The 11,622-nt window shown below is 75.4% G+C and carries 9 protein-coding genes; 5 read left to right on the top strand and 4 right to left on the bottom strand.

All coding sequences use genetic code 11. The features are described 5' to 3' along the window. The first annotated feature begins 36 nt into the window (after positions 1 to 36). From AD017_RS09655 to AD017_RS09640, 4 genes are all read left to right on the top strand, one after another. On the top strand, positions 37 to 3,543 hold the full coding sequence (locus tag AD017_RS09655) for a S41 family peptidase (RefSeq protein WP_060573993.1): 3,507 nt from the start codon (positions 37 to 39) through the stop codon (positions 3,541 to 3,543). Between the two features lie 95 nt (positions 3,544 to 3,638). Next, positions 3,639 to 4,559, top strand: coding sequence for a peptidylprolyl isomerase (locus AD017_RS09650; protein ID WP_060573992.1), 921 nt, complete (start codon positions 3,639 to 3,641; stop codon positions 4,557 to 4,559). Next, positions 4,556 to 5,494, top strand: coding sequence for a MazG family protein (locus AD017_RS09645; RefSeq protein ID WP_060573991.1), 939 nt, complete (start codon positions 4,556 to 4,558; stop codon positions 5,492 to 5,494). The genes AD017_RS09650 and AD017_RS09645 overlap by 4 nt, the downstream gene beginning before the upstream one ends. Positions 5,495 to 5,531: 37 nt before the next feature. Next, entirely contained in the window at positions 5,532 to 6,263 is a 732-nt protein-coding gene (locus AD017_RS09640; protein ID WP_227012704.1) for a lytic murein transglycosylase, read from the top strand. A 13-nt stretch (positions 6,264 to 6,276) separates the two neighbouring features. On the opposite strand, the gene efeB is transcribed toward AD017_RS09640, so the two are convergent. The 4 genes from efeB to AD017_RS09620 form a co-directional block, all read right to left on the bottom strand. After that, positions 6,277 to 7,503 carry an iron uptake transporter deferrochelatase/peroxidase subunit gene (gene efeB, locus AD017_RS09635; RefSeq protein ID WP_060573990.1) on the bottom strand — a complete coding sequence of 409 codons (1,227 nt, stop codon included), beginning with the start codon at positions 7,501 to 7,503 and terminating at the stop codon, positions 6,277 to 6,279. Further along, on the bottom strand, positions 7,500 to 8,639 hold the full coding sequence (gene efeO, locus AD017_RS09630; RefSeq protein ID WP_010242927.1) for an iron uptake system protein EfeO: 1,140 nt from the start codon (positions 8,637 to 8,639) through the stop codon (positions 7,500 to 7,502). The genes efeB and efeO overlap by 4 nt, the downstream gene beginning before the upstream one ends. A 41-nt stretch (positions 8,640 to 8,680) precedes the next feature. Continuing rightward, positions 8,681 to 9,511, bottom strand: coding sequence for an iron uptake transporter permease EfeU (gene efeU, locus AD017_RS09625; protein WP_060573989.1), 831 nt, complete (start codon positions 9,509 to 9,511; stop codon positions 8,681 to 8,683). 149 nt (positions 9,512 to 9,660) lie between these two features. Beyond that, on the bottom strand, positions 9,661 to 10,086 hold the full coding sequence (locus tag AD017_RS09620) for a tetratricopeptide repeat protein (RefSeq protein WP_060576322.1): 426 nt from the start codon (positions 10,084 to 10,086) through the stop codon (positions 9,661 to 9,663). A 141-nt stretch (positions 10,087 to 10,227) separates the two neighbouring features. Here AD017_RS09620 and eno point away from each other — a divergent pair, with 141 nt between their 5' ends. Next, positions 10,228 to 11,523, top strand: coding sequence for a phosphopyruvate hydratase (gene eno, locus AD017_RS09615; protein ID WP_010242933.1), 1,296 nt, complete (start codon positions 10,228 to 10,230; stop codon positions 11,521 to 11,523). Positions 11,524 to 11,622: the final 99 nt, after the last annotated feature.

The raw sequence follows: 11,622 nt of genomic DNA, 5'->3' as shown, positions 1-11,622 counted from the left end.
GCCGGGGCTGTCGGTGGCGCGGGCTAGCGTGGCCGCATGCCCGCCTTCCTGCGCCATCCACACCTGCACGACGACACGCTCGTCCTCGTCGCGGAGGACGACGTGTGGACCGCCCCGGTCGCGGGCGGGCGGGCCTACCGGCTGACCGCCGACGAGGTCCCGGTCACGGCGCCGCGGATCTCGCCGGACGGTGCGGCGGTGGCCTGGACCTCCCGGCGCGACGGCATGTGGGAGGTCTACCGGACCGCGCTCGACGGCGGCGGCGTCACCCGGCTGACCTGGTGGGGCGACGCGTCCACCCGGGCCGCGGGCTGGACCCCGGAGGGCGGGGTCGTGGCCCTGTCCGCGCACGACGAGGCGACCGCCCGGTGCCGGGCGTACGCCGTGCCCGCGACCGGTGGCACGCCGCGGCTGCTGCCGTACGGGTCGCTCACCGCGGTCGCGTTCCAGCCCGGCGGTCCCGCGGTGCTCACGCAGGTCGAGGGCGGCCGGGACGCCGCGCACTGGAAGCGCTACCGCGGCGGCCGGGCCGGCAGGCTGTGGCTCGACGCCGGTGGCACCGGCGACTTCGTGCGGGTGCTGGCCGGGCTGGACGGGCAGCTGGAGTCCCCGATGGTCGTCGACACCCCGGGCGGCGCGCGGCTGGCGTTCGTGTCCGACCACGAGGGCTGGGGCAACGTCTACTCGGTCCCGCTCGCCGACCCCGGCTCCGGCCTGCGCCGGCACACCGACCACGGCGCCGGGGGAGCGGTCCCCGACTTCTACGCCCGGCACGCCTCGACCGACGGCCGCCGGGTCGTCTACGAGTGCGCCGGGGAGATCTTCCTGCTCGACGGGCTGGACGCCGGATCACGGCCGCGCCGGATCGACATCCGGCTCGGCGGCCCGCGCTCGGCCCGTGACCCGTTCCGCGCGTCGATCCCCGGCGACCTGGGGCCGGTGCGGCCGGACCGGAGCGGCCGGGCCGGCGTCGTCGGGGTGCGCGGGACCGTGCACCGGCTGACCCACCGCGACGGCCCGGCCCGGGCACTGCTGGCCGAGCCCGGGGTCCGGGCCCGGCTGGCGCACCCGCTGGGCGACGACCGCGCGGTGTGGGTGGACGACGCCGAGGGCGAGGACGCGGTCTGCGTCGCCCCGCTGGACCCGCACGCACCCGGTGCCCCGGAGCGGGTGCGGTACGCGGCGGGCGGGCTCGGCCGGGTGCTGGAGCTCGCGCCGTCACCGGACGGCGGCGCGGTCGCGCTGACCACGCACGACGGCCGGCTGCTGGTGCTGCACACCGGTGTCCCCGCGTCCGGGGCGGAGAACCCGGACGGGGTCGTCGACGGGGCCGCCGGGGACGGGGCCACCGCGGTGCCCGAGCGCGCCGCCGGTGAGCTGCGGGAGCTCGCACGGGGCGCGGCCGGGGAGCCGTTCGACGTCGTGTGGTCACCGGACTCGTCGTGGCTCGCGTGGTGCGACCCGACCGAGGCCGGGCTGTCGCGGGTGGTGCTGACCCGCCTCGACGACGGCGGCCACACCGAGGTGACCCACGGCCGGTTCCACGACAGCGACCCGGCGTTCACCGCGGACGGCAAGCACCTGGCGTTCCTGTCCCGCAGGGTGTTCGACCCGTCCTACGACCAGCACTCCTTCGACCTGACCTTCGGGACCGGCTGGAAGCCGTTCCTGGTGCCGCTCGCCGCGCGCACGCCGTCGCCGTTCGGGGAGAGCCCGGACGGCAGGCCGGTCGACCCGGGCGACGAGGGTCCGGAGGACCCGCCCGCGACCCCGCCCGACCCGGCGGGCGGCGACGAGGACGACGGCGGCACCGACCGCGCCGCGGCCACCGACGCGACCGCGACGGCGGCACCCGCGGCGGCGGCCCCGGCGACGGCGGGCGCGGGGCGCAGGCGCGGCGACGACGGCCCGCCGGAGGTCGTCGTCGACATCGCCGGGCTCGCCGACCGCGTCGTCGGGATCCCCGTCGAGGCGGCCCGCTACCACGGCCTCACCGCGATCTCCGGCGGTCTGGTCTGGCTCCGGCTCCCCGGCGGTGGTGTCCTCGGCGACAGCCTCCCGGACCCCGACGACGAGCGGGAGCGCGCCGTCCTGGAGCGCTACGACCTCGCCCGGCGCTCGGTCACCGTGATCGCCGACCCGGCGTCCGGGTTCGCCGTCAGCGGCGACGGGAAGCGGATCGTCGTGCGGGACCGCGGCAAGGTCCGGCTGCTGCGCGCCGACCGCAGCGGCTCGTCGGCCCCCGACGACGGCGCCGGCGACGAGTTCGAGATCGACACCTCCCGGCTCGTCGTCACGGTGGACCCGTCGGCGGAGTGGCGGCAGATGTTCGACGAGACCGCCCGGCTGATGCGCGACCACTTCTGGGTCGAGGACATGGCCGGGGTCGACTGGGCCGCCGAGGTCGCGCGCTACCGGCCGCTCGTGGACCGGCTCGGCAGCCACGACGACCTGGTCGACCTGCTGTGGGAACTGCACGGCGAGCTCGGCACCTCGCACGCCTACGTGATCGGCGGGCGGCCCGCCGGCGACCCGACCGGCCGGCCCGGGCTGCTCGGCGCCGATCTCGAACCCGCCGGCGACGGCTGGCGGATCACCCGGGTGCTGCCGCCGGAGACGTCCGCGCCGGCGGCCCGCAGCCCGCTGTCGGCACCGGGCGTCGACGTCCGGGCCGGGGACGTGCTGCTGGAGGTGGGTGGCGCCCCTGTCGACCCGCACTGGGGTCCGGCGCCGCTGCTGGTGTCCGCCGCGGGCCGCACGGTCGAGCTCACCGTCCGGTCCGGCCCCGGCCGCGACGACGCGGGCACCGTGCGCCGGGTGGCGGTCCGTCCGCTGCGCTCCGACGCCGAGCTGCGCTACCAGGACCGGGTGGCCCGGCTGCGGGCCGAGGTCGACGAGCGCTCCGGTGGCCGGCTCGGCTACCTGCACGTGCCGGACATGATGGGGTACGGCTGGGCGCAGCTGCACCGCGACCTCGCCCGGGAGACCGCCCGCGACGGCCTGGTGCTCGACGTGCGGGGCAACCGCGGCGGGCACACCTCGCAGCTCGTCGTGGAGAAGCTGGCCCGCACCGTGATCGGCTGGGACCTGCCGCGGCACCGGGCGCCGTCGACCTATCCGGAGCAGGCGCCGCGCGGACCGGTCGTGGCACTCGCCGACGAGCGCTCCGGCTCCGACGGCGACATCGTCACCGCCGCGATCAAGCGGCTCGGGATCGGGCCGGTCGTGGGCGTCCGCACCTGGGGCGGGGTGATCGGCATCGACGGGCGGTACGGGCTCGTCGACGGCACCCGCATCACCCAGCCCCGCTACGCCACCTGGTTCGACGACACGGGCTGGGGGATGGAGAACCACGGCGTCGATCCGGACATCGAGGTCGTCGTGACCCCGCAGGACCGGGCCGCCGGGCGGGACCCGCAGCTCGACCGGGCGATCGAGCTGGCGCTGCAACGGCTCGACGAGCACCCGCCCGCCCGGCCGCCGGACGTCGCGACCCGGCCCTCGATGGCGCGCCCGGCGCTCCCGGGCCGCCCGGGGAGCTGACCGGATCCGGCCGCCGGACGCCTCGCCCGTGCCGTTGCACCGCGACGGGGCGGGCGAGGGAGATCGGCGCCACACCCCGTGAGAAGGTGGAGCCCGTGCGGACACGCAGGATCATCGCCGCCCTGGTGGTCGCCGGGGCGCTCCTGGCCGGGTGCGGAACCGGGCCGAACCGGGTCGACTCGGCGGCCGTCGTCGGGGAGACGTCGATCCCGCTCGACGACGCCCAGGCCGCGATCAGCTCGGTGCTCACCCGGCCCGGTCTCGTCGAGGGGCTGACGTCGCAGGGCGGTTCCCAGGCCGACATCGGCCGTGCGGTCGTGTCCCAGCTGGTCATCCGGGACCTGCTCGACCGGCTGCCCGCCGAGCAGACCGGTTCGGTCACCGAGCAGCAGGTCCAGGAGCAGATCGACCGTGCGGGCGGCGAGCAGGCCGTCGTCGCCGGGTCGCTGTCGGTCGGCGGGCCGCAGGCCTCCGCCCGCGACGACCTCCAGCTCGCCGGGCTGGCCCGCTCGGAGCTCGACCGGCTGTCGGTCACCGCCGACATCGCCGTCGCGCAGACCCGCGAGGAGGCCGAGCAGCTCGCCCGCGAGATCGCCGCGGGCGGTGCCCGTGCCGACAGCGCACTCGCCGGAGCCGGTACGGCGCAGCGTGACCTCGCGATCCGCCCGGCCGAGACCCCCCAGGCCGCGCTGACCCCGTTGATCGGGCTGCCGGCCGGGCAGGTCGCCGCGTTCCCGCTCGGCACCGGCCAGGGCTGGGTCGTGGTCCGGGTGACCGACCGCCGTCTCGGTGAGCCGGTGCCGGGGGCGAGCGCCACCGCGGGCCTCGACCAGCAGACCCTGGCCGAGGCCGGTGTCCGGCTGCTCACCCCGACCGCCCTGGACGCGGGGGTGGAGCTCAACCCGCGCTACGGCGTCTGGGACCCGGTCCGGATGGTCGCGGCGCCGACGGCGGCGGACGCCTCCCTCGTCCTCCCGGTCGCGGGCGCCACGCCGGCCCCGGCGGCCACGCCGTGACCGCGGTCGTCGTCACCTGCCCCCGGCGGGGCGCCGCGCTCCCGGCGGCCGCGCTGCCCGCCCTCCGGGCCGCGGACCGCGTGCTCGCGGTCCCGGGCCTCGACGCCGGCGCCGCCGCCGGCGCGCAGGACTGGGACGGCACCGATCCCGGCGGCCTGCCCGACGGCACCGTCCTGCTCGTCCCCGCGGGCCACCCCGCCGCGACGGCCACCGGAGCGGTGCCGCCGCCCGCCGGGCACGGCGTGCTCGACGCGGTCGCGGTGATGGACCGGCTCCGCTCGCCCGGCGGCTGCCCGTGGGACGCCGAGCAGACCCACGAGTCGCTGCTGCGCTACCTCGTGGAGGAGTGCTACGAGCTCTACCAGTCGATCGAGGACGGCGACCGCACCGAGCTGCGCGAGGAGCTCGGTGACGTGCTGCTGCAGGTGCTGTTCCACGCCCGCGTCGCTGCCGAGCACGCGGACGCGCCGTTCGGGATCGACGAGGTCGCCACGGGCCTGGTCGACAAGCTCGTCGGCCGGCACCCGCACGTGTTCCCGGCCGGTGACGACGCCGGGGAGGAGGTCCGCACCGCCGCGGACCAGGACCGCCGGTGGGACGAGCTGAAGCGCGCCGAGAAGCAGCGCGAGTCCAGCCTGGACGGTGTCGCGGCCGCTCAGCCCGCCGTCGCGCTCGCCGCGAAGCTGGCGTCCCGCACGGCGAAGGCCGGCCTGCCCGCCGACCTGCTGCCGGGCGGCGAGGAGACCGGCGAGCACCTGTTCCGGGTGGCCGCCGCCGCGCAGCTCGGCGGCGGCGATCCCGAGGCTGCGCTGCGCACCGCCGCCCGGGCGTTCGACGCCCGGGTCCGCGCCGCCGAGAAGGCCGCCGCGGCCGCCGGGAAGGACCCGCACGCGTTGACCGCCGAGGACTGGCGGGCCTTCTGGGACACCCCGTAGCAGCACCGTTCCCGGCCGCGTCGGTACGGTGGACGGAGTGGCTGTCCGCGTCGTCCTCTCGATGCTCGGTGTCCTGTTCGCCGGGGTGCTGGTGCTGGTGGTGCTCGCCACCCTCGTCGCCGGCCCCGGTTCCAGGACGTCCCCCTCGGACCCGGTCGACCGGGACGCCCCGCCACCCGCCGTCGCCCCACTCGGGGCGGGCACCGACGTCGTCGCGTGGTCCCGGGACGCCGCCGGGGACACCCGGATCCCGCAGCGCACCCTGCAGGCCTACGCCACCGCCGAGCTCCGCCAGCGCGAGCGGGCCCCGGAGTGCCGGCTGAGCTGGTCGACACTGGCCGGGATCGGCCGCGTCGAGTCCCGGCACGCGCGGATCGGAGGTGCCACGACCGGACCGGACGGCCGGGCCGACCCGCCGATCGTCGGGATCGCGCTGGACGGGACGGACGGCACCCGCCGGATCGCCGACACCGACGGCGGGCGGCTCGACGGCGACCCGGTCCTGGACCGCGCGGTCGGCCCGATGCAGTTCCTGCCCGAGACCTGGGGGCGGTACGGCGCCGACGGTGACGGCGACGGTGTCGCCGACCCGCAGCAGGTGGACGACGCGGCGCTCGCCGCGGCCGGGCTGCTCTGCGCGGGCGGCCGCGACGCCGGCGACGGCGACGACTGGTGGGACGGCGTGCTCGCCTACAACGCGTCCGGCAGCTACGCCCGCGACGTCTGGTCCGCCGCCGCCGACTACGGCCGCCGCACCGCCCGGTCCTGAGCCCTCGGCGGGATCACGCCAGCAGTGAACGGCCCCAGTAGTCGTCGCCGTCCTGCAGGCCGGGCGGGACGGCGAACACGGCCGACCCGGTGTGCTCCAGGTACTCGCTGAGCGTGTCGGAGCGGGCGAGCCTGCGCTGCACGGGGACGAACTGGCGCTGCGGGTCGCGCACGAACGCGACGAAGAACAGGCCCGCGTCGAGGTGGCCGCGGCCGTCCGAGCCGTCGACGAAGTTGTAGCCGCGGCGCAGCATCCGCACCCCGCCGTTCTCCTGCGCGGAGGCCAGCCGGATGTGGCTGTCGTCGGGGATGACCGGGCCCTCCGGGCCCGTCGCGGCCAGGTCGGCGAGGTCGAACTCGGCCGTCCCGGTCAGCGGGGCACCCTCTCCCTTGTCCCGGCCGATGATCTGCTGCTGCTCGTCGAGGTTGGTCCGGTCCCAGGTCTCGATGTGCATCCGGATCCGGCGCGCCACGAGGTAGGAACCGCCGCGGAGCCAGGCCGGGCCCTCGTCGCCGATCCAGACGTGCTCGTCGAGCAGGTCGGGCTCCTCGGCCTTGAGGTTGTTGGTGCCGTCCTTGAACCCGAACAGGTTGCGCGGGGTGGCCTGCCCCGTCGACGTCGAGGACGTCCGCCCGAACCCCAGCTGTGACCAGCGGACCTCGGTGACGCCGAAGCCGTCGCGTACGAGGTTCCGGATCGCGTGCACGGCGACCTGCGGGTCGTCGGCGCAGGCCTGGATGCACAGGTCCCCACCCGACCGGGCCGGGTCGAGCTGGTCGCCCTGGAACCGGGGCAGCTCGGCGAGCGGGGCCGGGCGCCGGTCCGGGATCCCGAGCTTGGTGAACAGCGACGGCCCGACGCCGAAGGTCAGCGTCAGCGAGGCCGCCGCCAGCCCGAGCGCCTCCCCCGTGTCGGCGGGGGCGACGTAGCGGTTGGCCGGGACGGCGCCGCCGTCGGTGGTCTCCAGCCCGGCCGTCATCCGTTCCGCGGCCGTCGTCCACCGCCGCAGGAGGTCCCGGACGGTGTCCCGGTCCGTGCTGGTCAGGTCGAGCGCCACGAAGTGCAGCCGGTCCTGGGCCGGGGTGACGATCCCGGCCTGCCGGCCGCCGCGGAACCCGACCGTCCGCGCGCCGGGGGCACCCGCGCCGGTCAGGCCGTACGCTGCGGCACCCGCGCCGGCCAGTGCCACGCCGGCACCGGCCAGCCCGAACGCCTGCCGCCGGGAGAGCCGGGCACTCATGTGGTGACGGTTCCGGCGACCTTGCTGACCGGCTCGGAGAGGGCGTCGACCGCCGCGCTCATCTTCTTGATGTCCTCGGGGGTCAGCGCGGTGTAGAGCACGTAGCCGTCACCGGAGCGGTAGCCCTGCAGCAGGGTGTCGACGGCCTGGAAGCGCTCGTCGAGCACCGGGCCCAGTGCGGGGTCCTTGGCGTCGATCACCGGGCGCAGCGCCGCGACCGCGGCCTGCGAGCCCTCCACGTTCGCCTGGAAGTCCCACAGGTCGGTGTGCGAGTAGCGGTCCTCCTCGCCGGTGATCTTGCCGGTGGCGACCTCGTCGAGGAGCTCCTTGGCGCCGTTCGCCAGCTGCACGGGCGTGAGCACGACGGTCGTCGTGCGGGTCGCGAGGTCGCCGACGTCGGCCGTGAGCTGGTCGGCGACGGCGGGCGAGTCCGGCTGCAGTCCGGTCACCCAGAGGTCCTTCTCCAGCCGGTGGTACCCGGTGAAACCCACGCCGGGGTCACGCTCGTCGTCCTCGCGGCCGTCGATCCTCGGGTCGATGTCGCCGAACGACTCGGCGACCGGCTCGATCCGCTCCCAGTAGGTCCGCGCGACCGGGTACAGCGCTTTCGCCTTCTCCACGTCGCCCGCCTTGACGGCGTCGGCGAACTCCTGCGTCTTCGGGACGAGCGCCCCGACCTGGGAGGCGACGTACCGCGAGTAGCCGGCGGTGGCCTCGGCGAGCCGGGCGTCGGAGTCGGTGGAGCGGGCGACCGACCCGGTGACGGTGAAGGGTGCCCGGATGCCGTCGCCGGACATGCCCGGCTTGCAGGCGGTCGTGTACGACCCGCCGTCCGGGACCTCGACGATCAGGTCGCGGGACAGCCCCGGGCCGATGTTCTCGACCTCGCCCATGATCCGGTCACCGGTGCCGTAGAGGTAGAACTCGGTGACCTTGGAGCCGGCGTTGGTGACCCGGAAGGTGATGTTCCCGGCGGGGGCCTCGGCGGTCGCCACCTCGCAGGCGGTGTCGGTGTTGTTCACCTCGATCGGGCCGCCCTCACCCGCCGCCGTGGGCGCGGTGGAGGTGCAACCGGCCAGGACGGCGACGGCGGCGAGGGACGCGAGGCCGGTGGCCGTGCGCATCTGCGGGGACATGGTTCTCCTGCGGGGCGAGAAGGTGCCGGGGGCGGAACGGGTCACGAGGTGGTGGAGGGCGTACGGCGCGCGGGACGGCGGGCCGGGCGCAGGAACAGCACCAGGACCACCACGACGTAGACGGACCAGACGACGGCCTCCAGCACGGTCGTCTGCGGGGAGAAGTTGAAGATCCCCTTCAGCACGGTGCCGTACCAGGAGTCCGGCGGGACGGCCGCGCTGACGTCGAAGGCGAGGGTGGTGAGGCCGGGCAGGATCCCGGCCTCCTGCAGGTCGTGGACGCCGTAGGCGAGGATCCCGGCGGCGACGAAGATCAGCAGGAACCCGGTGACGGTGAAGAACCGCCCGAGGTCGATCCGCAGCGCGCCCCGGTAGATCAGGTAGGCGATGGTCACGGCGACCGCGATCCCGATCAGGAACCCGGCCAGGGGGCCCGCGGTCTCGCCGGCGGCCTGCGCGGCGGCGAAGAAGAAGACCGCGGTCTCCAGCCCCTCCCGGCCGACGGCCAGTGCGGCCACGACGACGACGGCCCACGGCCCCATCGCGACCGCCCGGTCCAGCTTCCCCTCCAGCTCGGCCGACAGCGTGCGCCCGTGCGACCGCATCCAGAAGATCATCCAGGTGACGAAGCCGACCGCGAGGATCGACAGCGAGCCGCCGAGCGCCTCCTGCGCCTCGAACGTGAGCGCCTGCTGGGTCAGGGTGAGCCCGAGGGTGACCCCGACGCTGACGACGACGGCGGCCCCGACACCCAGCCAGACCCGCGGCAGCTCCGCGCGGCGCCCCGTGCGGACGAGGAAGGCGACCAGGATCGCGACGACGAGCGAGGCCTCCAGGCCTTCGCGCAACCCGATCAGGGCGTTTCCGAGCATGACGGGCCGCTCCTCGGACCTCTCGTCGCTGTCGGCAGACGCGAGGTCAGGGTGCGCTGCCCGGCGCGAAGGCTAACCTCACCGCCGATGCGGAGGAAGGGTCATGTCTGCTTCCTCCCGTAAGATCCCCGGAGCGCCGTTCGTGCTGGTCAGGACCTCGGGTCCGACGGCCGGTCGCCGCTCAGCGCGATCCGTGCGCGGATCTCCCCGAGCGCCTCCTGGTACTCCGGGCGGGGGTCCATCGCGGACGCGATCTTGAGCTGTGTCTCGGCCTCGGTCAGCCGCCCCTGCCGCTGCAGGGTCTTCCCGAGCGCGAACCGCGCGTAGTGGTCCGCCGGTTCGATCTCGATCACCCGGTGGAACGCCGCCTCGGCCTTCCGCAGCTGAGCCGAGTCCAGATAGGCCCGCCCGGCCAGCAGGTGCACCGAGGCGTCGGTGGAGTCGGCCGGATCACCGGGGCGGAGGGCGGTCCGCAGCGCGTCCAGGGCCTCGAGCGGCCGGTGCCGGGAGAGCAGCTGGTCGGCGCGCCGGAACGCGGCGACCGGGTCCGGGGAGTTCGCGCGGGGACTGCTCATGGTCACCCCACGTTAGGTGTGATCCAACGGCAACGCGAGGCTTGACAGCGCGCCGAGGGTGACCAGCGCATCCCCCGTGCCCCCGCGGTCGATGACTACGCTGGCGCACCGGACGCGACCCCCATGAGAACAGGAGTCACGGTGGCGGTCATCGAGCAGGTCGGGGCACGCGAGATCCTCGATTCGCGGGGCAACCCGACGGTGGAGGTCGAGGTCGCACTGGACGACGGCACGCTGGCGCGTGCCGCGGTCCCGTCGGGCGCCTCGACCGGAGAGCACGAGGCCGTCGAGCTGCGCGACGGCGACAAGAACCGGTACGGCGGGAAGGGTGTCGAGAAGGCCGTCGCGGCCGTCCTCGACGAGATCGGCCCGGAGCTCGTCGGTGTCGAGGCGGTCGACCAGCGGCTGGTCGACCAGCGTCTCGTCGACCTCGACGGCACCCCGGACAAGTCGAAGTTCGGCGCGAACGCGCTCCTGGGCGTCTCGCTGGCGGTGGCGAAGGCCGGCGCCGAGTCGTCCGGGCTGGAGCTGTTCCGGTACGTCGGCGGCTCCAACGCGCACGTCCTGCCGGTCCCGATGATGAACATCCTCAACGGTGGTGCGCACGCCGACACCTCCGTCGACGTGCAGGAGTTCATGATCGCGCCGATCGGCGCGGAGACCTTCCGCGAGGCGCTGCGCTGGGGTGCCGAGTGCTACCACGCGCTGAAGTCGGAGCTGAAGGACAAGGGACTGTCGACCGGCCTCGGCGACGAGGGCGGGTTCGCCCCCGACGTCAAGGGCGGCACCCGCGGGGCGCTGGACCTGATCGCGGCCGCAGTGCAGCGGGCGGGCTACACCCTGGGTACCGACGTCGTGCTGGCCCTCGACGTCGCCGCGACCGAGTTCCACTCCGACGGCAGGTACGCCTTCGAGGGCAAGAAGCTGACCGCGGACAAGCTCGCCGAGGTCTGGCGCGAGCTCGTCGACGCCTACCCGCTGGTGTCCATCGAGGACCCGCTGGACGAGAACGACTGGGACGGCTGGGTCGCGCTGACCGAGGCGGTCGGCGACAAGGTGCAGCTGGTCGGCGACGACCTGTTCGTCACCAACCCGGAGCGGCTGGAGGACGGCATCGCCCGCGGCGCCGCGAACGCGCTGCTGGTGAAGGTCAACCAGATCGGCACCCTGTCGGAGACCCTCGATGCGGTGACGATGGCGCACAACGCGGGGTACCGCTGCATGATGAGCCACCGTTCCGGGGAGACCGAGGACGTCACCATCGCGGACCTGGCCGTCGCGACCGGTTGCGGTCAGATCAAGACCGGCGCCCCGGCCCGGTCCGAGCGGGTGGCGAAGTACAACCAGCTGCTGCGCATCGAGGAGCTCCTCGGCGACGCCGCCCGCTACAACGGCGAGCTGGCGTTCCCGCGCTACGTGGTGCCCGGCCAGGCCTGAGCGGCCGGGACCCGCGGATCCGGGTGCCGTGTCGAGGTCTCCTCGGCGCGGCACCCGGACCGACGCCCGATCGGGCGGCATCCTGGGGGTGACGCACAC

Source organism: Pseudonocardia sp. EC080619-01 (assembly GCF_001420995.1).
Taxonomy (GTDB): domain Bacteria; phylum Actinomycetota; class Actinomycetes; order Mycobacteriales; family Pseudonocardiaceae; genus Pseudonocardia.
This window is presented reverse-complemented; position numbering and strand designations above follow the sequence as displayed.

Excerpts from the sequence above, each read along its gene's own strand:
- efeU (WP_060573989.1), bottom strand. The coding sequence starts at position 9,511 with ATGCTCGGAAACGCCCTGATCGGGTTGCGCGAAGGCCTGGAGGCCTCG.
- efeB (WP_060573990.1), bottom strand. The coding sequence starts at position 7,503 with ATGAGTGCCCGGCTCTCCCGGCGGCAGGCGTTCGGGCTGGCCGGTGCC.
- AD017_RS09655 (WP_060573993.1), top strand. The coding sequence starts at position 37 with ATGCCCGCCTTCCTGCGCCATCCACACCTGCACGACGACACGCTCGTC.
- AD017_RS09620 (WP_060576322.1), bottom strand. The coding sequence starts at position 10,086 with ATGAGCAGTCCCCGCGCGAACTCCCCGGACCCGGTCGCCGCGTTCCGG.
- efeO (WP_010242927.1), bottom strand. The coding sequence starts at position 8,639 with ATGTCCCCGCAGATGCGCACGGCCACCGGCCTCGCGTCCCTCGCCGCC.